The organism is Streptococcus constellatus subsp. constellatus (genome assembly GCF_023167545.1).
GTDB lineage: Bacteria > Bacillota > Bacilli > Lactobacillales > Streptococcaceae > Streptococcus > Streptococcus constellatus.
Window position 1 is genome coordinate 1,193,932 of sequence record NZ_AP014647.1, and the last position, 23,791, is coordinate 1,217,722.

General features: G+C 36.4%; 16 protein-coding genes and 2 pseudogenes. 2 read left to right on the forward strand and 16 right to left on the reverse strand.

From position 1 onward, the window contains the following. Nucleotides 1–36: 36 nt before the first annotated feature. From mobT to SCSC_RS05880, 8 genes are all read right to left on the reverse strand, one after another. On the reverse strand, nt 37–1,242 hold the full coding sequence (gene mobT, locus SCSC_RS05840) for a MobT family relaxase (RefSeq protein WP_000398284.1): 1,206 nt from the start codon (nt 1,240–1,242) through the stop codon (nt 37–39). Between the two features lie 177 nt (nt 1,243–1,419). Next, on the reverse strand, nt 1,420–2,805 hold the full coding sequence (locus tag SCSC_RS05850; protein ID WP_000813488.1) for an FtsK/SpoIIIE domain-containing protein: 1,386 nt from the start codon (nt 2,803–2,805) through the stop codon (nt 1,420–1,422). 28 nt (nt 2,806–2,833) lie between these two features. Next, the gene (locus SCSC_RS05855; protein ID WP_000985015.1) at nt 2,834–3,220 is read right to left on the reverse strand and encodes a YdcP family protein; all 387 of its coding nucleotides are present in this window, start codon (nt 3,218–3,220) and stop codon (nt 2,834–2,836) included. A gap of 15 nt (nt 3,221–3,235) precedes the next feature. Next, a complete protein-coding gene (locus SCSC_RS05860) occupies nt 3,236–3,550 on the reverse strand; it encodes a YdcP family protein (protein ID WP_000420682.1) in 315 nt (104 codons plus the stop codon). Between the two features lie 323 nt (nt 3,551–3,873). Next, nucleotides 3,874–4,440 carry an ABC transporter ATP-binding protein gene (locus SCSC_RS05865; RefSeq protein ID WP_002989380.1) on the reverse strand — a complete coding sequence of 189 codons (567 nt, stop codon included), beginning with the start codon at nt 4,438–4,440 and terminating at the stop codon, nt 3,874–3,876. Next, entirely contained in the window at nt 4,433–5,134 is a 702-nt protein-coding gene (locus SCSC_RS05870; RefSeq protein ID WP_002989377.1) for an energy-coupling factor transporter transmembrane component T, read from the reverse strand. The genes SCSC_RS05865 and SCSC_RS05870 overlap by 8 nt, the downstream gene beginning before the upstream one ends. A gap of 20 nt (nt 5,135–5,154) precedes the next feature. Continuing rightward, nucleotides 5,155–5,742: an MptD family putative ECF transporter S component gene (locus SCSC_RS05875; RefSeq protein WP_002989374.1), complete on the reverse strand. Its 588-nt coding sequence runs from the start codon at nt 5,740–5,742 to the stop codon at nt 5,155–5,157. A gap of 11 nt (nt 5,743–5,753) precedes the next feature. Then, on the reverse strand, nt 5,754–6,344 hold the full coding sequence (locus tag SCSC_RS05880; protein ID WP_002989371.1) for a TetR/AcrR family transcriptional regulator: 591 nt from the start codon (nt 6,342–6,344) through the stop codon (nt 5,754–5,756). Nucleotides 6,345–6,683: 339 nt separating this feature from the next. Between SCSC_RS05880 and SCSC_RS05885 the strand changes: the two genes are divergently transcribed. Then, the gene (locus SCSC_RS05885; protein ID WP_002989369.1) at nt 6,684–7,034 is read left to right on the forward strand and encodes a plasmid mobilization protein; all 351 of its coding nucleotides are present in this window, start codon (nt 6,684–6,686) and stop codon (nt 7,032–7,034) included. 5 nt (nt 7,035–7,039) lie between these two features. Further along, the gene (locus tag SCSC_RS05890; RefSeq protein ID WP_006269600.1) at nt 7,040–8,371 is read left to right on the forward strand and encodes a relaxase/mobilization nuclease domain-containing protein; all 1,332 of its coding nucleotides are present in this window, start codon (nt 7,040–7,042) and stop codon (nt 8,369–8,371) included. A gap of 73 nt (nt 8,372–8,444) precedes the next feature. Here the strand turns inward: SCSC_RS05890 and SCSC_RS05895 are convergent, their stop codons facing one another. The 8 genes and pseudogenes from SCSC_RS05895 to SCSC_RS05925 all read right to left on the reverse strand — a co-directional run bounded on the left by SCSC_RS05895 (nt 8,445) and on the right by SCSC_RS05925 (nt 23,773). Beyond that, nucleotides 8,445–9,104: a hypothetical protein gene (locus tag SCSC_RS05895; protein ID WP_002989364.1), complete on the reverse strand. Its 660-nt coding sequence runs from the start codon at nt 9,102–9,104 to the stop codon at nt 8,445–8,447. A gap of 42 nt (nt 9,105–9,146) precedes the next feature. After that, a pseudogene (locus tag SCSC_RS05900) lies at nt 9,147–10,649 on the reverse strand (helicase-related protein); the annotation flags it as partial. 118 nt (nt 10,650–10,767) lie between these two features. Beyond that, a complete protein-coding gene (ltrA, locus tag SCSC_RS05905) occupies nt 10,768–12,402 on the reverse strand; it encodes a group II intron reverse transcriptase/maturase (protein ID WP_006269687.1) in 1,635 nt (544 codons plus the stop codon). 267 nt (nt 12,403–12,669) lie between these two features. Continuing rightward, entirely contained in the window at nt 12,670–12,798 is a 129-nt protein-coding gene (locus SCSC_RS09435) for a hypothetical protein (protein ID WP_255313455.1), read from the reverse strand. A gap of 218 nt (nt 12,799–13,016) precedes the next feature. Further along, nucleotides 13,017–20,270, reverse strand: a pseudogene (locus tag SCSC_RS05910) (Eco57I restriction-modification methylase domain-containing protein); the annotation flags it as partial. 86 nt (nt 20,271–20,356) lie between these two features. Continuing rightward, nucleotides 20,357–21,784 (reverse strand): AlbA family DNA-binding domain-containing protein, encoded by a 1,428-nt coding sequence (locus SCSC_RS05915; RefSeq protein WP_006269676.1) that lies wholly within the window; start codon nt 21,782–21,784, stop codon nt 20,357–20,359. A 19-nt stretch (nt 21,785–21,803) separates the two neighbouring features. Beyond that, entirely contained in the window at nt 21,804–21,983 is a 180-nt protein-coding gene (locus SCSC_RS05920; RefSeq protein ID WP_000655431.1) for an AbrB/MazE/SpoVT family DNA-binding domain-containing protein, read from the reverse strand. An 83-nt stretch (nt 21,984–22,066) separates the two neighbouring features. Further along, complete coding sequence (locus tag SCSC_RS05925) at nt 22,067–23,773, reverse strand: DNA topoisomerase 3 (protein WP_002989354.1); 1,707 nt, start codon at nt 23,771–23,773, stop codon at nt 22,067–22,069. Nucleotides 23,774–23,791: the final 18 nt, after the last annotated feature.

A 23,791-nucleotide genomic window follows, 5' to 3' on the forward strand; every position in this document is an offset into this window, starting at 1 on the left:
GTTCTCCTCTCTATATTCAATGAATTTGTATTTGAGTTATTTTTTTGTTGTTATCACGTCCTGTTCTTTTACTGACTGTTGCTTCAAAATCTGCTTGTGTCGGTCTGTCAGTTTCGCATGGTCGAGAATGTCTTTTACAACCTGCGTCTGGTTGATTTCATCAAGTTTAATCGCAACCTTTAAGGTCGGGGCAACTTGATGAGATAGCCAGTTCAGCGTCCTTTGGAAGGAGTAAGGCTCTGGTTTTGTGGTTAGTTTTAATCGTTCACGATTGTTCCCAATAAACCAAGCCCATTCTTCATTCAGTTTCCAATCAGAACGAGGTTTGGAATCGTCTTTATCTACAAAACGGATATACCGATTGATAATTTTAAAGGCGGTATGCTCTGGATTGTCATAGACGAGTAAATCACGGACTGCATAATAGGCACGCTCATTTTTCAATCGAATCTCAAAACGGTTTTTTACTTCTGCGTCTTCAATGGGAATATCATTTTTCTTGTACTGCTCGTAGTCCTTTTCATAGATACAGAAATAAACTTCACTTTGTAATGAACCGATATAGAGGGTGTTTCCCATACATTCCTTTTCCTCTTTGCGTACCAGTTCGCCACTGCGATAGCTTTTAAAACTGCGGAAGACGGAGATACATTCTTCCTGTTGGCACTTTTCAGTGAGTACAGGGATATTTAAAATCCCTGTCTTATCGTTAATGGCAAGGTCAAGGCGTTTCATCACACCGCCAGCCACCAAAACGTCCATAAAGAACTCATACCAGCTTCTTTGTTGTGCCAGAAGATAGCTTTCAAATTGTCTGCACCCACGACCTTTCAATTCCACCAGAACTCCTTTGTCCAGTTCATGGGAGCAAAGGACGAATATGTCGCCTAAAGCATAATGCTCTGAATAAGAATAGAAACCATAGTCCTCATGAAGAAAATAGGACAGTTTCAGTTGTAAGATGTTTTCGACCACCTGCTGTACGTCTGTTGTCGGAAAGCGAATTCTTACATAATCAAACAGCATTTCAAGGGGAGCGTCGGGATTGAAGCGTTCCAGAGCTTCCCAAAGGGACTGCTGTAAATCCTCTGATGGCTTGACTTTTCCTGTTTCAATATCGCTTAGATACTGCCTTGTAATACCAGTCGCAACAGCTAAACGGTTTTGAGATAGTCCATAAGCCAAGCGTTTTTCTTTTAAATGCTGTAACCAAGTTTGTTCATTCAGTAAAAATCCCTCCAATCAAAAAGGCGTATGTCAACTTTTAAAGCCCATTTGACATACGCTGAAATTTTGTAAATCCCTTGTAACCAAAGGATTTTCTAATGTTTTTTTGACTGTTTCCTGTCGATTTGTACCCCCCTGTTAGATACGGGGGGTTAAGTGCTGGCGTGGCTATTGCCACACCAGCCAGCAAGATCAGTCCACACCTGCGACTTCCGCTTCGCACGTCGCCTGCGTGGACTGTCTGCTGTTGGATAACTTTTTAATTTCCTCCAAGAAATCATATCCTTTTGGTACAAGGGGAGTATAAAACTCTGATATGACACTTGTTCCTACATCAACATAGCCACGACCTTTGATTCGCTTTAAGAAGAAATCCTTTTGTACGTCACTGCCAAACATCATGCCATAGCCCATTTCAGACATACGACCTAAAGCCACTCTGAAATTAAACTGATCACGGATTCCGTCGCCTAAATATTTTGCGTCTGGACGTTGACAAGCCAGTATTAGAAAGAAGCCAGCTTGACGACCTAACATGACAATCTGTTTCAGCTTATTCATAACTGCGGTGTTTTCTTTTGTTCCCAGCATTTCCATGAAAGCGACGTATTCATCAAAGATTAAGAAGTGTGCCGGGAGACCTAAGTAAGCATAATTTTTGCCAGTCTTATAGTTCTTCATCTGCTTCATTTCCTCACTACGTTTCATCATTTCTTCATAGAATGTTTCAATGCAAGAAAGCAAGTCTTCTTTTCTATAGTAGACATTTGCCATCACAGAACCTAAGTCCGCAAGATCAGCATTTTTCGGGTCAAGAATATACAGTTTTGAATCTGTATGAAGCAAGGCTTCAATCAGTGTCAGTATAAAGTAAGTTTTACCGCCACCTGTACCACCAGCAATCAACATATGAGGGAGCTTATCATATTCCCACCATACGTTTTTCATTAAGCGAAGTTTACCATCTTTAGCTTCTACTTCATCAATAGAAATACGACTGGCTATGGTGTCATAGAGCAAAGTATATTCCACATAGGAATCCTTTAACTCTTTATCCGTCAGCTCACAGTACAAGCCACTCTCTAATTTCTTTTCCAAGTGTAAGAGTTGGTCTTGATATTTTCCCAGCGTGATTTCCACCCGTATCTGTATCAAGCCATTTTTAAGTCGATAATACATTTTAGGGAAGTAGGTTATCTTTTCCTTTGTACGACCAGCACTATCTTTAAAGAAACCCTCTGTTTTGACCTGTTCAGATTCATACCACTTGTTTTCAAGTATCATCTTTGCCAGTTTTTGACGGTGGTAAAGTTGTTTAACCGTATCATAGCGAACCCGTTTGAATACAAACGCTACCAGCAAGCAGATAAGAATTGCGACACTGAAACTGATAATTAAATAGGGAATGTCAATCTTATCTGCTTGTGATAGGTTAAAATCCTGCCAGTTGATCTGCTGGATTGTCTTCACATGAAACAGTCCGACAACCAGCAGGAAAACAGGCAGGAGTGACGCTATCGTAAAATGAAAGACTAAATCTTTACCAGATGGGCGAATCCTTTTACCACGCTGTTTCATGCGAAAAAGTCTCCTTTCTACCTAGCGACTATTTGTCTTGTGTCGGTTCTTTCTTTGCTTGTGGTTGAGCTTTGAATGAACTAGAATCCTTTGTCAGCACAATATCGTCTGCCTTGATATACCAGTCAACATCTGCTCCTTGATAGGTGGCAGTAGCAACGGTGTCCGCAATGGGATTGATAAGTTCCACCCGTGCGTTATAATCAAACTCTTTCAAAGGCACGCTGGCAGGAATACTTACTTGAATCATGCGTCCTTGTCCTTTGGATTTTAAGTCATAGGTACGTTCCTTGATTTCATCTGAAACCGACCCGTCTTCATTTTGGATTCTCACTTCACGACGTAGAGCAGAGAATTTCAATTCTCCAAAAGTCGTGTCTTTATCTAATACAATGCCATTTGCTAATCTCATCATTTTTCCTCTCTTTCTTTATTCTTTTATCATGTCGTCAGCATGTAAAAGGTAATTTGTAAAACCACGAGTGCCGATTTTGTAGCCCTCTGCGGTAATACGTGGATTGACTAACTTCACACGTTCCTCAAAGCCGAAATGTTTTTCGCCAGCTTCAGCAGGAAGCACCACCACAATATCATCTGCTCTTTGAACATCAGAATAGAGATTATAGCTTCTTGATAAGACAGTTAGCCGTCCGTTGATTCTTCGCTGAACGACTTTATCCTCGCCAGCAAATTCTAAATTGCCGAATGTTTTTTCCATGTTGGGAATCACAAATTTAAGTTCCATATTTTTACCTATCCTTTCTTTTTTATTGGCTGAATGAATGTTTGATGGTCTTAAAGAGTGGGGAACGACCTTTTGATTCTTGATTTTTTGTTTTCATAAGTTCACTTCCTTTCAAAATCGGGTAAAAAAATAGACACCTCATTTTTTGAAGTGTCTACCTATTAAATATTCAAATTTTATTGGAAGTATCTTTATATCTTCACTTTTCAAGGATAAATCGTCGTATCAAAGCTCATTCATAAGTAGTAAATTAGTAGTAAATTGAGTGGTTTTGACCTTGATAAAGTGTGATAAGTCCAGTTTTTATGCGGATAACTAGATTTTTATGCTATTTTTAGCTCAATAATAGCTCTTTTTAAGTTCTTAATTGATTCATAATCCAAAGATGAAGATGGTTCATCTAAAAGAATAATTTCATTTTCTGAAATTCCACTAGCAGTTATAGCAATTAACTGCTTCTCTCCACCGGACAGTTCAAAAATATTCTTGTCTAACAAATCTTTACTACCTAAAACATCTGAATAATAGTGTATTTTATCTAAAATTAAATTTCTTTCTATACATCTATTTTCTAATTGAAAAGCCAATTCATCTGTGGAATTGATACAATAAAACTGTGTTTTAGGATTTTGAAACACTGTAGATATAAACTTGGATCGTTCTAATATACTCATCCCTAATAAAGATTTGTCCTTGTATAAAACATCTCCTTTTACATCTCCACAATCATATTCGGGAATAATGCCGTTTATTACTTTTAACAAACTACTTTTCCCCGTACCTGAGTGTCCCGTTATAACAGTTACCTCTCCGGGTTTGAAATTTAGATTTACATTTTCTAATATGCTTTCTCCATCAAACTTTAATACTAAATTTTGTAAACTAAGCATACTTACCCCTTATATATAAATAGATTGCCCATACCATTATCACAAAAAATATGCAATCAATGCCACCAATGCGTGATTCACTAATACTTGTTCGCTTTTGATTAACAGCTAACCCTTTTGTCATTGCGGATACTGTTAAATCATCTGCCGTCTTAGACAAACACATCAATAGTGGCACTAATCTATATTCAAATAATAGAATTGGATTTTTTATTAACTTTTTAAGCGTTAGTCCTCTCAAACGCATGGCTTTTTTTATCTGGCTATAATCAATCCTTGCGGCATAAAAGAAACGAACCATCACAGTCAATGGTATTGCTATTTCATCGGGACATTTCATTTTTTTCAATGAATAAATACTTTCCCCTACATTTGATGTGAGTATGGTATATTTCCCCATTAAAAATGCGGGAAGTATTTTCTTAACAACCATTACTAATATCAGTAAAATCGCTACCAAGGGACTGTATTCTAATTTCATTAAAAATCTATCAGCACCATAAACGAACACAAGAGTAGCCATCCCAATAATAGCTACTCTTGTATGTTTTGTATTTATTAAAAGCACTATCGGAATTACGGATATTATAAGGGCTTGCAAGAAATACTTTACTTGAATATTGCCTAAAACCATCACATATGAAAGAACTATTGTCATAAAAAGTTTTGTACGAAAATCAAGTTTGATTGTCATCCTTAACTCCTTATGAATCCTTATTTTTCCATACCAGCCTTTTTAAAATGTTTTTTTAGGAAAGCCATACCTATACTACAACCAATATATGCTCCTATAATTCCACCTATTGCCATTACGACAATAATCCAATTCGGCATTACACTAAGCATCTTATCAATAAATTCTTGTTTATATCCTCGCTCTAACATCTGCTTGACATATTCATTTCTTGATATAAAAATTGGCAACCAATTTCCTAATGTGCAAAGTGGAGCAACAGAAAATGCTAATCTTGCCTTATTAACATCCGTATATTCTCCTGATTTCAAAATAACTTCAGCAATAATACCAGCAATAACAGCGGTCAATAATGCCCAAGGTCCATGTCCCATAGCAACATATACTAATGCAATAAGTAATGATTGAATAAACACCATTCCTCTTTTTTTAATCTTTGTGGAATACAGCATATTTACAGGTCCTACTAAAACTCCCTGTGCAAATGGAACAACCGGCATTAAAACTGGAACCATTCCTAAAAATGATCCAATCATCATAAATACAAAACCTAATACAGAAAATAATCCTATGTTGATTAAATCCTTTACTTCTAATCGTTTACTCATTTTAAACCTCCCTATCTCTTGTCAATATCAACAATGTAATTTACCATTGTTTCTTTTATATATTTTTTATGTTGTGAAAAAGAATTTCTTGCACAGAGAACTTCAGAACTTAATATCATCGCATTGATATAATTCACTAAAAAACCGTCACCAAATATATCTGCCTTAATTCCAAGCTGCTTGGCGATTAAACTTAGCTCATTAGTCGTATTAAGTTTCAATTCTTGATACAATTTTTCCAAATCCTGATTATATTTTTTTGCTTGTAAAAGGAGTGTATACAATCTCATCAATTCTGTATCAGCCAGCGACTTATCAACCAAAATATCACCCATTTGCTGATATTTATCTTTTCCTCGATTGTTTTTTAAATACTCATTTATCAAGTTGTTTCTATAATCATTACCATCAAGCATTAAGTCTTTAAACATTTCGTTTGTATTACCATAATGATGATAGACACCTCCTCTACTCATTCCTACCTCTGTGATAACATCTTCCATTGTTGTAAGTTGAAACCCTTTATTTAGAAAGCATTTCTTTGCAGCTTCTCGAATCTCTTTTTTTCTAATTTGTCCAACTTTTTGTTTTTCTTCTTTCAAAACAAAGACCTCATTTCATATCGTAATAAAAACCGACACTACTGTCGAATTTTATTTTATCATAAATGATAGTTAATGTCAACTAACTTTTAAGTTTGAATAACAATCTTCTTTATAGCTTTGACTTTCAGCAAATTTTATTGTAAAATTATCTAAAAGTTAATAGATGCTTAATGCTTGCTATCTAATTCATTCTTTTGTAGCAAGCACAGTAAGTGTACGGACACTTACGAAAAAATTGATGAAGCAGCCCTTTGGGATCTGCTTCTTTTTTTATCAATTTTTAACTTGTTAGGGTGTACCCTAAGACCCGAAATACATTCAAAGGAGGATTTACCTATGGCAAATAGAATGCGAAATGAAAGACTTGAAATTAAATTAACTGAAGAAGAAAAGGCTCTTTTTGAGGAGAAAAGAAAACTTGCGAAATGCAAAAATATGAGCCATTTCATTCGCAAGTGCGTTTTAGAAAAGGAAATATATCAAGTGGATTTAGAGCCATTTAGAGATTTACAGGGCTTGCTTTCCAACGCTACAAACAACATAAATCAGATTGCAAAGCGTGTAAATTCGACCGGCATAATCTACAAAGATGATATAAACGATATGAAAAAGCAGATTGAACATTTCTCAAAAGAGTTGTGGCAGATACATTCACTGCTTCTTAACAGAACTTCTGGAGGTGATTAAATTTTATGGCTATTACAAAAATACATCCCATAAAATCAACCCTTAATCTTGCCATTTCATATATTGTTAATGGAGAAAAAACAGACGAGCAAATCTTAGTAAGCACTCATAAATGCCATCAGGAAACTGCTCATACCCAATTTTTAAGAACACGAAATGATGCAGGAACAAACGGAACTGTTCTTGCCAGACACCTTATTCAATCCTTTTTACCGGGAGAAACAAGTCCTGAAATTGCACATCAAATCGGTCTTGAACTATGTAAAAAGATATTAAAGGATGAGTACGAATTTGTCTTATCTACCCATATAGATAAAGGGCATATCCACAATCATATCATCTTCAATAATGTAAATATGGTAACTGGCAAGTGCTATCAATCCAACAAGAAAAGCTACCACCAAATCAGGTATCAAAGCGATAAACTATGCAAGGATAATAACCTTTCTGTGATTGATGAGTTCTACGAGAGCTATAAGAGAAAGTACAAAACAAATGGCAAGTCATGGTATGAAAATGAACAGGCAAAGCGTGGCAGTTCTTGGAAGAGCAAGCTTCAATTTGACATTGATCGTTTGATAAAACAGTCTAAAGATTGGGAAGAATTTCTAAAGAAAATGGCGGAACTTGATTATGAAATAAAGCATGGAAAACATATAGCCTTTAAGCCAAAAGATAAGCAGAAATTTACAAGGGCTAAGACGATTGGTGAGGATTATACCGAAGAAAGATTAAGAGAGCGTATTACAGAAAATCAATCAATTAAAGCCCCACCTGTCAAAAAACGCATTGGAAATGTCATCAATATGAATACCAATGCCAAAGTGAAAGAGAGCAAAGGCTATGAATATTGGGCAACAAAACATAACTTAAATACAATGGCTGAGTCAGTTGTTTTCATCAGAGAACATGGCATTAAATCCGTTAAGCAGCTTGATGAATGCATCAAGAAAAGTGCTGAAGAAAGACAGAACTTACAAGATAAAATCAAAAAAATTGACAAGGATATGCAACTACTTTCTGATACGATGGAACAAGTTCATACTGTTAAAAAGTATCGAGCCTACTACAAGGAATATAAAGCAAATCCTTCTGATAAGGCATTTTTTGAGGAGCATAAGTCTGAAATCACACGCTACGAAACAGATCTTGCAAAACTCAAAAAATCCTATTCAAAGCTGCCTGATTCAAAAGATATTTTAGATAAACTTGATAAATTGCAAGAAAAAAAGAATACCCTAATGCAAGAGTATTCTTCTACAAAATCTACTATGGACGAGCTTTATCAAATACGAAAGAACTATGGGATTTACATGGGCAAGGAGATGGAGAGATAATTTTTTCTCTCCTCTTTTTTCAAGACAAATAAAAAACAGTCGGTGCAGCCCTAAGACCACACCGACCGTAAATTTATCTCTCAGCTTCTTTGTTTGCTTCTTTCTTTTCTTTTGGCTTTTCCTTATCTTCCGCCTGATATTTCTTGATAGCTCCAAGTACAGATTCTTTCTTTTCTTCTTGTCCTTTCATTTGTTCCTTTGCCTTTAGTAGCTTTGAAGAAAGTATCCTGATGTTGCTATGCTCCTTGCCGTTATCATCAATGGATGTTCTGATTTGTCCAAAGAGCTTAACAAAATCTCCCTGCTTAAAGTCCTTTGGAATATCGCTTTTTTCTCCGTATGCCGAACAATTATGATATACCTTATTCCCTTCATCGTCTTTGGATACTACGGAGAAATTCGCTACCTTAAAGGCTTCTCCGTTTTTATTTTCCCTTTCAACTACATCGACCTCTCCAACGATATTTCCTACAATATTTACAAGGTTATCCTTTTCTTCCTGAACATAAGGCAGGTCTTTTATCTGCCCCTGTTCTCTTAAATCCTCAATCATATAGTCAAATTCCTCATGCAGCAAATTAAGGCTGTCATTGTCCATATAAGCGTCATAGAGCTTATCTAAAGCACTTTCATTGTTGATACCTTTTTCTAGGCTTATAATCGCCTTTACAAAGTCCTTGTGGTTATCATTTACCATATCTTCTATTTGATTTCTCATTGTTTTGTAATCCATGTTTTTATCTCCTTTCATGGCAAAAGGGAGGTTACCCTCCCCTTATCTTAAAAATTCCTGTTCTTTTGTTTTTTGCTTTTCTTCAGTTTTGCTTTCATTTTGATAAGCTCTTATCTGTCCTAAAATAGATGGCTTATCCTCAGATTTTTGTGCGGTTTCTTCTTTGCTATGAAGATTGTCCTCCACATCATAAGTTGACTCAAAATAATCACTGTCCTTAAAGTCATTGTCATATCTGTCAGGAATACCGTCATTATCGAGGTCTTTGGAAAGCGGATCATAGAAGTTGCCTTCATCATCAATTTCAAGCCCTGTTGCTGCTTTTAAATCTTCAGAATCAACATAGACTAAATCACTAAAAGAGGACATTTCCATTTCATTTTTCATATTCCTTAGAGCTTCATTTTCTCCTTTACTCTCGTAATCAAAGCTCTCTGTTTTGATAGGAGTATCATCAATGTACTGTGTCCAAGTTTTCTCCTCTAAGTTCAGTTCATACTGAATCCCATGCCTTTCATCTGGTGTATTGGTATAGGCGATCCCGATATGCTTTAAGTCAGGATACAAGGTATTAAATTCATCATAGCTGTGATTTTCTTCGTACTCTCTGTTACAGAAGTCAATGATTGCCCTTTTTACATCTTCTACAAGTGGATTGTCATTTCTCTTTTCTTCCACTTCTCCCATATCAAGGAGCTTATTCAGTTCTGCAAGTCTTAATACCTTAGTTTTCAGCTCATCAGCTTTTTCAAAAGGCTTTTTGAGTTCTTCTTTGGCATTTTCAAGTTGTTCCTTTGTGCTGATAAGTTTTTCTTCAAGCCTATTTAATTTCTCAGGCATTTTCTCAAGAGCGTTATCAAGTCTTGTAATGTTACCGTCCACACTTGTTCCAAGCTCTCCTGAATGCTTTGCAGCACCGTTTAAGCTAAAGTTATGCTCATTGGTAAAGAAGTTATAGCTTACCTCTAAATCCATATTTCTATACCTTCCTATAACCTTGCTTTCATTGATTTTAACCTTTGAAATTGCTTCAAGCAGTCTTTCTCCGGCTAATTTCTTATCGGTAATCTTTTCTCCTGCAATAGTAATAGAAGTAAACTTTTCCTCACCTTCCGCTTTAGGTTCTACACTTGCTATATCTTTCTTAACAGCTTCTATGAGCTTTTCCGTTCTTGCGATTTCTTCAGGATAGTTTTTCGCCACTTTATCCTCTAATCTGTAACGGTTAGACTTATAGTTTGCTTCAAGCATTTTAAGTTTTGTAACCTCGTTGTCCAAATCCATCTTCTCTTTAATCTTTGGATCACCCGTTGCAAGAGCTTTAATCTCTGCATAGTTAAGAGAGCTTTCGTCCACATCTTCCGCAACACGAACAGGAGTCTTTGAAGTCATAATCTGAGAAATGAATTTCTGCTTATTCTCTATCGTCTGCCATAAGTAGCTGTCAAATGTATTCTCTGTAACATAACGATAGATATTTACTTTCTCATTTTCGTTTCCCTGTCTTACAATTCTCCCTGCTCTTTGCTCTAAGTCAGCAGGTCTGTCGAGTAGGTCAGGGATATTACTATCCCTTTCCCCTCTAAGAACCGTGCATGAGAGTTTCCCCTCACACGGCTCAAGCAATTCAAAACATATGCCAATACAGATGTCGGCTAGTCAACTAACGATTTTCTTTGTAGCATTTATCATGCACTAGATAACGGGCTATTTGCCCATTTTCTCTTTGTTCTCGTACATTCCATTGAGTGTCAGCAGTTATCTTTTTATTGCAAAGTGGACATTTATGTTCTTGCTTGTTCCACATATACAGGAGTGATTTCCTTCCTTTTAGTGACAAGAGCATTTTATAAGTCATTCTTTCTTCGAAGTACGATTTCCATTCTATATCAAATGGATTCGCTTCACTTTTTATTTTCTTGTGTCTGATGATTTTTGTATCAAACATAAATTTTAGTGGAAATATATCTACTTTTCCATTCTTGATTGACTTTACTAAGAATGTCCAACGTCTAGTCTTATAGAAATGAAAATACTTATTAGCAATCCAACGTTTCCCTTTTTTAGGGTGTCGCCTTTTCGCCCATTGCCATAGCTTTTGGAAAATTTGGTTGTCTACTTTTTGAAATGTCTTTGATGAAGCTCCACATCTATAGTAGTTTGCCCAACCGATTATTTTAGGGTTTAACAGCCTTATTAGAGTTTCTTGTTTGCAAGACTTATTGCTATCGATTACATATCTAATGCTATCTAAGAACTTCTTTACACTCTTTTTAGACGGCTGTGTAAGTAGTACACCTTTAAATTTCCTGATATTAAATCCAAGAAAATCAAATCCATCATCAATATGTGTAATTAAAGTCTTTTCTTCTGATAATTCTAATCCTCGCTCACTTAAAAACTCGACTAGCATTGGTTTGATGTCTTCCAATGTCGCTTTTGTTCTACCTGTGATTATGAAGTCATCAGCATAACGCACCATATTAACCATTGGAGAGTATTTCTCATATTTTCGATTTACTCTCTTGTTTTTAGTAGCTAATAATTCACCAAGTCCATCTAATGTCATGTTAGCAAGTGTTGGTGAAATAATTCCACCTTGCATTGTTCCCTCATCAGTTGCGAACAATTCTCCTTTAAAGATAACTCCACATTTCAACCATTTCTTTAATATTTTGGTATCCATAGGAATATTATTGAGTAACCATTCATGACTAATGTGGTCAAAACAACCTTTTATATCGCCCTCTAATACCCATTTTGGAGAGTTTTGGCGACATAAGATTGTATGACATTGTTGTATTGCATCTTGTGGGCATCTTTCTTTCCTAAATCCATAAGAGTGAAAGTCTGCCGTCATTTCTGCAATTGGCTCAAGTGCTAATAGATATAGTGCTTGCATTGCTCTATCTTTCATTGTAGGTATCCCAAGCGGGCGTAATTTCCCATTCGCTTTTTTAATAAATACTCTGCGTAAGGGCTGTGGCTTGTATCCTTTTCTTTTTAAACTTAAAATAGCCTCATACTTTGCTTTGTCCGTAGACCATAATACTTTGTCTACTCCTGCTGTTTTCTTACCTTCGTTAGTTGTCACTCTTTTTACTGCGATTGCTTTTGCAGCAAAAGAGTGTGTCAGTGTCCATTGCAAGGATTTTACCTTGCCGTGTCTACCTTCTTTTCTAGCCTTTACAATACGTTCTTGTAGTTTTTTAACCTGTGCTTCGCATTTTTTCCAGTCAATGGATTTCCATGCAAATTCACGGTCAGTAGTTGCACACGTCTTTTTATTAACGTTCATTTGCTTTACTCCTTTCAAAAATTCTATAAGCTTCTTGTAAAGAATTACCTTACGTAGAAGTCTGCACCCTTTCGGGTTAGGGTAAATTTTGAACCCCTATTCATTTCATTACAAAATGACATTCGCTTTTTCTACAATCCTATACCTGCACCTCTATCGGTATTTCTTACGAAATACTTTCCTAAATTCTTAGGAGAGATACAGGCTTACCTTGTTCCACATAGATAACAAGAGTAGGTTAGGCTCTGTCTCATTCGCCGACGGTACTTAATATCCGTGTAATCCTACCATGGAGAGAATTAACTGACCGCTTCCCATTTTGGGCTGGAGCCTATCAGCAACTTTGGCTCGTTGGACATTACGACGTTTAAATGACAGTTCACTTATATTAGCCATACTACTCAAGCCTAGCTCCCTAACCGCATTGTTGCTAGCAGATTCGCCTTAGCCTCATGGCTTCGACTTTACCACTTTCGTGGAGGGCTACATTGTCATACCAGCTTCCAAACATTATCATTGCTGATAAAGCAGGTGGTATTAGGCTACCTCTAACGGAATAGAGGGTTTAATCTTCATTTAGTTAAACAATTATCTATGCGACTTTCAAGTCACACCCATGGTACGTCTAAATCATGCATTGCAATTAGTTTATTTTGCACATTTGTACCAGCACCCATCTTCTGTGTCGAACCCATTAAGATACGAACTTCGCCTTTTCTTACCTTTGCAAAGAGTTCATCTTTTTGCTTATCGGAATTCGCTTCATGGATAAAGGCGATTTCTTCTTTCGGTATTCCCATAGATACGAGCTTTTCTCTAATATCATCATAGATGTTAAATTCTCCATCTCCTTTTGGAGTAGACATATCGGAAAAAAGTAGCTGTGTTGACCTGTTTTCTTTTGTCTTATCCCAAATAGCAAATACATTTTTCACGCATACATTGACCTTGCTATCAGGATTATCAGGAAGAAGTGGATTGATTAAACGCTGATCTAAGGCAAGTTTCTTACCATCGTTGGTAATCTTAAGCATATTATCAACATCTGGCTCTACAACCCTATTTCTGACATCATCTGCTCTTTCAGAGAGGCTCTTTAGAATTTCCTTTTGTTCCTCACTTGGCTCTGTCTTAATAACCTCGTAGTTAGCTTCAGGTGTAGGAAGATTAAGCATATCTGCCGTCTGAATATCAGCAACTTCCTTAAACATAGACATAAGCTCAGGCAAGTTATAGAACTTTGAAAATCTCGTTTTCACCCTATATCCTGTACCTTCAGGCGATAATTCAAAGGAGGATTGTGTTTCTCCAAAAGTGGAAGCCCAAGAGTCAAAATGCTCCAGATTATTTTTCTTTAAGCTCTCATACTGAAGATAACGCTGCATGGTATAAAGCTCGGTCATTGAGTTACTTACAGGCGTTCCTGTGGCAAAGACCACGCCTTTGCCGCCTGTCATTTCGTCCATATATCTGCATTTCATAAACATATCGGAGGACTTAAAGGCTTCTGACTGCCCTATACCTGCAACATTTCTCATTTTGGTATAGAGATAAAGGTTTTTAAAGCCATGTGCTTCGTCAACAAAGAGCTTATCAACTCCCAGCTCCTCAAAGGTAATCACATCGTCTTTCTTAAAATCATCATTTAATTTTTCAAGCCTTGTTTCCAGTTTTTTCTTTGTCTTTTCAAGCTGTTTTACGGTAAAGTTCTGATTTCTATCATGCTTGTATTCTTCTACATAGTTTACGATTTCATCAATCTGATCTTGAATATGCTTTTCCTGATATTCCTTACTCATCGGGATTTTTTCAAACTGCGTATGTCCGATAACAACCGCATCATATTCCCCTGTGGCAATCTTACCAATAAATCTCTTTCTGTTTTTCGGCTCAAAATCTTTCTTATCAGCCACCATAATGTTAGCCGATGGATATAGCTGCATAAACTCACGCCCGATTTGCCCTGTTAAATGATTTGGTACAACAAACAAGGACTTACTGCACATTCCAAGCCTTTTACTCTCCATTGCGGAAGCTACCATTTCAAAGGTCTTTCCACTTCCTACTACATGGGCAAGCAAGGTATTTCCTCCATAAAGGCTTCTTGCTATGGCATTTCTTTGATGAGGTCTTAAGTCAATCTCTGTATTCATTCCCTCAAAAGAGAGATTGCTTCCGTCATATTCTCTGTTGCGGATTGAGTTAAAACGCTCATTATACAGTTTTACAAGACGGTTTCTTCTTTCCTGATCGTTAAATATCCAGTTCTTAAATTCTTCTTTTAATAACTCCTGCTTTTGTCCTGCAAGCATGGTTTCTTTTTTATTTAAGACAGAAGTTTTAGAGCCATCCGGATTTACAATCTGGTCAAATACCTTTGTTTCTTTTAGGTTTAAGGCATCTTCAATCAGCTTATAGGCATTAACTCTATTTGTACCAAAGGTCATTTCTGCAAGGTCATTTCCTCTGTCCTTGCTTTTTCCTTCTACATTCCATTCGCTTGTAAGGTTGGAAAATTTTACCTTAATATCCCATTTGGCATATCCCGGAGTTTTTAGCGTTTCAAAAATAAATTTCTCAATATCTTTAATAGGTATCCAAGTTGCACCAAGACGCACATTGATTTCACTTGCTTCCAATTCCTTTGGAAGAACTTTTGTAAGCTCTGTTTTTTGATATTCCAAACGGTTCATTTCATAGCTTATCAGCTCTTTTTCTTTGCCATTTTCTTCATAGCCAAGATGAGGAAGTTCTCTTTCCGTTTGTCTTAGCTTTGATAAGTAGCTGTCTACTATGACAATCTTATCCCTGATATTTCCACTCAAATATTCATCTTTTGTTACATAGCCATATTTATATGAATTACTGCCATTAGCACAGGCAAAAGGTAAATCGCCATCTTCTAAGTTAAAGGAAAGTGGTCTGTAAAAGTTTTGTTCTTCTCTGATGTTTAGATAGATTTCCCCTCGAAGCTCCTCAATTAAAGTTGGTCTGTCTTTTCCGGTAAGACTTCCCATATAGTCAAAGTCCACATATCCTTTTTCAGATACCGATAAAACAAGAGCTTCTAAAGAGGTATCCACATGGTCTATGATTTTGGCTTTTGTAATGGTTCTTTTGGAGAAAATATCTCCCTTTGCCTTGAAATTTTCTTCTTCATCAAGGATTTCTATGGAGGAAACAAGCGGGAAGTTGCTATCCTCTTTTAAGGCTCTGGTATTGCTTAGGTTATTGACAAAGCCATGCTTTTTAGAAAAGTTGTCATATACTTCATTTAGTTTTTCCTGTGAAGCCTTGATTTCTTCTTCGTTAAAATCTTCTTTCTGCTTGTAAATCACATCTTTTAAGGCAGCATTCAGCTCAAGGTAATCCTTGATTTTTTCTTTATTCTTGTCTGATACTTCCTTTTTGATAAAAAGTGAGTTTTCTCTGTAATAGACTTCATCGTCAATCAAGGTATAAGAGAAGTTCTTTACATCATCGGTTGCAGGGATAGAAGTTATTTCATCATCAAGTAGCTCTATTTCTTCATACTTGGCTTCTTTTGAAATTCTTTCTCCTGCAATCTCGATACGCTCCTTTAATGAAGCCATGTTTATCTCTGTACCTAAATAAGCTATCGGCTCACAAGTGAGTGTTTTCCCAAACCTTCCGCTAACTTCACGCATAGAACCAAGCACCTGCTCAGGATGATCGACAAAGTATTTGTTATATGAAAGTCCATTTTCATCTTCCGCAAGGTGTATCCAATCTTCATCTCGCTCTAATACACTATCTCTTTTCTTTAAGAAGATAATATCCGAAGTTACTTCTGTGCCGGCAACACCCTTAAAGGTATCGTTTGGAAGTCTGATTGCTCCTATAAATTCGGTTCTTGCTGCAAGATATCTTCTTACACTTTCGTCTTTTTTATCCATTGTTCCTGAAGATGTAATAAAGGCGATAACACCGCCGTTTCTTACCTTATCAATGGACTTGGCAAAGAAATAATCGTGGATAAGAAAGTTATTACGATTGTATTCCCTGTCATTTACCTTATACTCTCCAAATGGAACATTTCCGATTGCTACATCGAAGAAGTTATTGGAAAATCCCGTTTCTTCAAGTCCCTTTACCTGTATATCACTTTCAGGGTATAGCAGCTTTCCAATACGACCGCTTACCGAATCAAGCTCTACTCCATAAAACTTTGACTGATTCATTTCATCAGGTAAATTACCGATAAAGTTCCCGATACCCATTGACGGTTCAAGGATATTTCCCTGTTTAAATCCCATACCTGAAAGCGTCTTATATACGCCATCTATAACGGTTTTCGGTGTGTAAAAGCTCGTTAAGGTTGATTCTCTTGCAGCTTCATATTCTGATGACGATAGATTTTCCTTTAAGAAGGCTCTTGCCTCTTTCCACTGTCCATCCTTACTTTCATCAAAGACATCAGCAAGTCCACCCCAACCAACATATTTCGCTAAAACTTCCTGAGCTGTAATATCAAGCTCTCGTTCTCCACTTTCCACCCTGTTGAGCATAGAGATTGCTTCAAGGTTATTGTTTAACCTCTCACTTGGAAATAACTTTGAAGGAAGCGTTTCTTCTGTAATCTTGAAATTGTGAGCCTGATTTTTCTTTATCTCTGCTTCCTCAAAAGTCTTTTCAGGTTTCGCATAAGTCAAATTTTCAAAGATTTTACCAATCTCACTTTCCTTACGATAAGGAATAACATCGGAGCCTGTAATCATGCCTCCAAGATATTCGGTATTATCCTTAATCGTTACTGTCTTTAGGTTATTTCCCATATCATCAAATCTTGTGATGGTATAGTCTTTTCCCTTATATTTCACTTCATCACCTATGATAAAGTCAGGTCTTTCAAGACTTACTTGTCTTAATAAATCCTCATTATCAGTAAAGGCTACAATCGGTATTTGATGATTACCTTGCCTTGCAGGATCAAGCCACAAATCATTTCTTCCTGTGATTGGATTTTTGGAAATCTCTCTTACTTTGTACTCCTCATGATTAAAATAGACGGTATCATCTTCTTTAACTGCAAACTCATCTGAAGATCTGTCCTCTTTTTCATTAAGCTCTACTTCTTCTTTTTCCTTTAGATAATCTAATAAGGTAGCCTGAAAAGGTTCTGCCTGTATGCTTTCTTCTACTTCTTCAGGTGCTTCAAGGTCTGCAATATTCTCCTCAAAGCTAAGTTCTCCGTTAAATACATTGTGAAGCTCCTGCTCATCCATCTGCTTTTTAAGCTCACTGTCTCTAAGTTCTCTAAAGGTCTTTGGAAAATCCTCTAAAATGAGCCTTTGTGCATTTAGTTCCTTTAGCTCTTCAAGATTAAAATATCCCCATTCAGGCTCTATTCCAAGCACAAGTCCAAAAGCGTCTTTACTTTCCCTGTCATATTCCGTCATATACCAAGTCCAGTTACTTCTAAATGGAATGATATATGCTGCATGAACCTGTTTATCCGCTAAAGCTACATCCTCTTGTGCATAAAGTTCAGGAACTTTCTCAAGCATTTCATCAGTCATTAGATTATATGGATCGCCTTTAGAGTAATAACTTGGCTCTTTTTGTTCTTCTATCGCTGTCTTGCTTTCAATTTTATTCTCTTCAAGATAAATATTTTTAGAAAGCAGCTCATCTATATGCTTTGCTACATTTGACCATGTAAGAAAAACATCGTTACAATGATTCTTCTGTAATTTCAGTCCCTTTGCATCATGCCATTCATCACTTCCCTTTGCTCCTGAAACAGCATGAGAACCTCCACCGATTCCATACTCATCTTTTAAGAAATTCGCTTTTTCCTGCAAGGTATGATTTTCTTTGAAAAACTTAATAATTCGCTCTTTTCCTCTATCAAAGCCGCTTCCTCTTGAAATCGTAGCAAGGACTTCATCTTCTGTAATAAAGCCTTGTACCTTTGGAGGTTCGATAAGGTTAGAAGTATATTCCTTTCTTGTAAGTTCAAGCTCCTGCAATTTTTGATAAAGGCTATCTACCTTGTGATAATGAAACCTTAGTACATCTCTATTTTCTTTGTATCCTGCTAAAAAACGGCTGTACTCGGAAATAACATTTTTTAGATAGTCAGGATTTTTAAGAGCTTCCGATAACTGTCTTGTTTCTTTAGGAAACTCACCTCCTCTTTCCATAAAGTCAAAATATCCCTGTGCTTTCCCTTCTTCACTTAAATCGTGATATAAATACCATAAGGATTCTGAAACTCTATCTCTTTCATAGTCATGTGCTTCCAAAAGCTCTACATTTGTGGCAAACTCTCCATTTTCCAAAAGCTCATTGATTCTTCTTACAGCATCACTCCAGCTTAAAATTTGCGTCATATCTTCTCTTGCAGAAGTTCCATAAGCTAAATGAATACCTTTATCCGAATACCAGGAAGATACTTCTGCTCCATTAAGAAATAAACCGTTTCCGCCTCTAAAGGTATCTTTAAGGTATTCTCCTAATTCTTCTACTGTTTTCCCTTTGGAAAATTCAGCAATGATAGGAAGTCTTTCGCCCTCATGGTTTCCACCGTTTACAAGAATACTGTCAATATCATTTTGTGTAAGAGGTATTGTAAGTTTAATCTGTCCTGATCTGTTTTCGGGTAAAGAAAAAGAAGCCTTGTCAGCTTCTCTTATCTCTTTATCCGTATTTTCTTTTAGATTTCCACTATTTCCTTGATTGTCATCTCTTTGAGGGCTGAAATCATCGCTTTGTACTGCGGATGGCTCTCGTCCTCTATCTCCCAAGCTGCCATCAGTTTCGGCTTCTCTGCTCTCATAAATTCTATTGCTTGTTTCTGCGTATCCATCAGATGCCCTATCAGTTTCTTCTCCTTGTATAGATCCACTAACATCTCGAAGTTGCTCTGCTCCTCGCTGTTTGAAAGATAATCCAGTCTCATCACTGCGTATGTCGGATTCGGATATTCCCTCATAAAGTCCATCTCTTCCTCCAACTGATTCAGTGTATTCTCTTTGATTTTCTCTATTATCTCGTCCGTACTCTCCATTTCGGAAAATTCGCTCGTTTTCACTAATTCTTTCCTGATCATCTCGTCGAAGTACATTTTCTTCTACCTCCTCTAATTTTTCTTTTATTTTATTATATCCTGCTTCTTTACCTCTTAAAACTTCTTTTTGAAGCTCTAATTCTTTGCTTTTTTGAATGGTTGCATCAATGACTGTTCCGCTAATATCCGATACAGTTTCTCCAAGGCTCATAAGAGAAATGCTGTCAAGCATTGCAAAGTTTTCCTTTAACAGCTCCTTATCCATTGGATAGTCTAACTTAAATCTTGAAGCTACTGCATAACTTACCGAGTCCCTTGCAAACTTGGTAAAGGATATTCTGTCCTCATCAGATATTCTAAGTTCATTCATCAAGCTATCTATTTTTTCATCTCCGTAAAGCCTACTTAAAGAAAAGATATTTTCTAAGGTGCTTTCACTTTCTTCATAGCCTTCAGCTTTTATCATTTCTTTTAATACATCTCTATGAGCTTCTTTATCAAATCTCCAAAGATTTACCTCATTGACATCTCTGTTTTTGGAAACTGTCTGACTAATATCAAAGATATAGTCCACCTTTTTGTATGTGCCATAGTCCTCTAAAATGGGAATACCCTTTTGACCTCGCATGACAGTTCGGTTAAAGTGTTCTCTCCAGTAGTCAAACTTGGCACAAGCTGTCGCTTCAGGATTTTTATCATAAATACTTAACTGACTTCTAAAATCGTACTTCTGATTGTTCCCGACAACTTTTAAGAGCTTCAGATACTCTGCTTCACTCTGCAGAACATCTTGTTTTATCAGCTCCAAAATGTTATGAAAATCATTTATTCGCATGTTTACCTCCTTCTTTTTTTACAAACAAAAAAGGCGGTTAGATTTTACTCTAATCACCTTTAAATTCTGTGTGCTACAACTTACTGCTATTCATTCAGTTCCCAATGACCATTACTTCCACTTCCTACATATTGTAGATTATCCATTTCTTTAATGGTTCTTTCTATAGTCTTTACACTAACTCCAGCTTCATCTGCAATTGCTTTTCTTGTAATCTTGTTGTTTCCTCTTATTTTTTCTTTTATAAACTCTGCAAGAGCTATCTTATCGTGAGCGACATCCTGAGCGACACTGTGAGCGACATCCTGAGCGACACCGCTTCCTCCAACTTTTTGAGTCGCTATTTTCTTCAAAGGAATAATCGTTCTAAATATATCTCCCTCCTCAAACAGAGGATCAACACCTGAATATAGCCTTGTATATTTATAGGTGTTTCTCATACCTGAACCAAGCTCATCAGCAAGTCCTATTTCTCTAAATACTTTTGAAATAGCCGGATTTTTAGGAAAAGGTTCAAACTTTTGTAAATCCAATGCTCCCATGCCATGAGCTAAGTTACTGTTTTCAATCATAATCTTCTCATCGTCAATAATCATTTTTGCAGGGAAACCACTTGAATAATCTCTGTGAGCCAATGTATTAGAAACAATTTCTCTAAGTATTCTATCCCTTGCATTGACATTTACAATTCCGTCTAAGACAAATAAGTCATTCAAATGCTTCTGTCCAAACGCAATAAGCCTATCGTAGCTATCAATCAGATTTGTTATGACAACATCTCTATCGTCATACCTATCCTTGTTTTCAACTCTAAATATTGCATCAGTTTTATGCTGTGGGAGAACTGACATAATAGAGTTGTCTTTTCCAAATAACAAAATTGCCGCTAATGTAATGCCCTCATGCTTTGTTTCAGGATCTGTCAGAATGAGATTTGCACTTCGGAGCAGTTCCTCATAACTCATATTTTCCCAGACATGATTTTTATTTCTTGCTACTGCCATTCTCTTGGCTTTATCAATAACATCAGTATCAAGAAATTCTATATCGAGGTTTGGATACACCTTATTCACAAAATAGCTTCCCTGTTTCCTCGCATATAGCTTATAAACAAGTTCTGCATGGTCTGTGATATTGATGTCTCCTTCATAAGACCTGTCCCATATTCTTCCGTTATGCCTGCATACCTGATAACCTTCAGGTACTCGGATATAAATCACTTTTTTACTGTCAAGCTCAAATACTTCCGGTAATAAATAAAGTGGTGGGTACATCTTCTGCGAATTGTTGATAGATGTTGTAAATTCTTTAATAATCTTGTCAACTTTATCTTCACTAACACCAACAATATCTCTTTTATCATTTACACCAAGTAAAATATGTCCTCCATTTCTATTGTTGAAAGAGCATACTGTATCAAAGACATCTTTGGTTAGAGCATTCCTCGATTCTTTAAATTCAACATCTATCTTTTCTCCATTTTGAATTAACTTTTTTATTTCATCTATAGTCATCTTTGTTGTTTCACCACCTTTATTTATCAATGTTTTCTTCAATAAAAGTCTTGGAGTTTTGAATTTGCACTTTATCTTTATTGACTACAAAAGTAACATAATCTCCATTTTGTAAGTCCAAAAGTTCTCTTATCCTTTTTGGAATAGTAACCTGCCCTTTTGACATAACTTTTGCAGTATCCATAAATGTATCTTTCATACCTGTTTCCTTTCTCCCTACTTTTCCTACAAAAGATTATATCATTTTTAGGGCATTTTTTCCACCTTGAAATTAGTGGCATCTTACTTGGTATAAGTGGAAACCACTTCTTTTATCTCATTTTCAATCGCTTCTAAAAAGTTTTCCTCTGAAGATTGCCCCTGTGCAATATCCGATAACTCCATTTCCCACTTTGCTGTTGTTTCTGCTGATTTAAAAGTATCGGCTACAATCGTTACAAGGCTGATTCCCTTATGTGTAGCAATAAGGTTCTTTTTATCTCTTTCTACAAATCCCTTGAAAATCAGATTTTCAATAATCCCTGCTCTTGTTGCAGGTGTTCCAAGTCCTTTTCGCTCAACTTCTACACCTTTTTCCAATGCGTCATTTCCTGCAAGCTCCATCGCCTTTAGGAGAAGATCTTCCGTAAAATGCTTAGCTGGTTGAGTGTATTTTTCTTTTATCTCTTTATCTTTAATATCAAGACTATAACCAATCTTTACATCCGGAAGCACTGTATCTTCATTTTTCTTTTTCGCATATTCGTTTAGGTATTTGGTAAAGCCATCATCTACAATCACCTTTCCACTACTTGTAAATTCAAATCCATCAAATTCAGCCACAATCTTCGTTGTATTCTCAATTAAAGGATAGCCTACACTTGCATGTAGCTTATTTAAAATAAGTTCATATACCTTCAATTCACTTTCCGGAAGAGAAGTTAAGTTCTCATTCATACTGCTTGCTGTCGGTATAATCGCATGATGGTCTGTAACCTTTTTAGAATTAAATACCGTCTTGATACGCTCTGTGTCAAAATCATTCTTTCCTAAAATGTTATTAACCGTACTTACAATCATATCTTCCGTAAGGCATCTGCTGTCTGTTCTTGGATAGGTAATCAGTTTCTTTTCGTAAAGACTTTGAGCATAATCAAGTGTCTGCTTAGCTGAGTATCCAAAATATTTATTGCACTCTCTTTGAAGCGTCGTCAGGTCAAATGGCAGCTCAGGCTTTGTTATCTTTTCCTTTTGAATAACATCGGTAATTTCTATCTTATCGCCTACTAAATTTAAGAGCTGTTCCGCTGTTATTTCATCATCAATTCTATCTGTTGATAGTGTAAAGCCATTAAGGCTTAATTCCACTGTAAAATATTTTTCTTTCTTGAAATTGGCTATCTCACCATCTCTTTTTACAATCATTGCAAGGGTAGGTGTCTGCACTCTGCCCACACTGTAATTTTGCTTGTATAGACACGAATACAGTCTGCTTAAATTCATTCCCACAAGCCAATCTGCTATTGCTCTTGCTTGTGCAGACTCAAATAGATTATCGTAAGAACTTCCATCTTTTAGGTTATCAAAGCCCTCTTTTATGGCACTATCTTCCATTGATGAAATCCAAAGACGCTTCATTCTCTTTTTACAATTTGCCTGATTATATACAAGCCTGAAGATGGCTTCTCCTTCACGCCCTGCATCGCAGGCATTTATCACGATGTCTATATCCTTATCATTCATCAGCTTTTTAAGAATCGTAAATTGTTTCTTTGTAGACTTTGCAATCTCATACTTATATTCCTTTGGAATAATCGGTAAATCCGCCATATTCCACTTAGCATACTTTTCATCATAGCTTTCCGGATTTGCCATTTTAATTAAATGTCCAACACACCAGCTTACCTTATATCCGTTTCCTTCATAATATCCGTCTTTCTTCTTTGTTGCTCCGATCACTTTTGCAATAGAAATTGCAACACTTGGCTTTTCAGCAATTACTAAATTCATCTATTTTTTCCTCCTGTT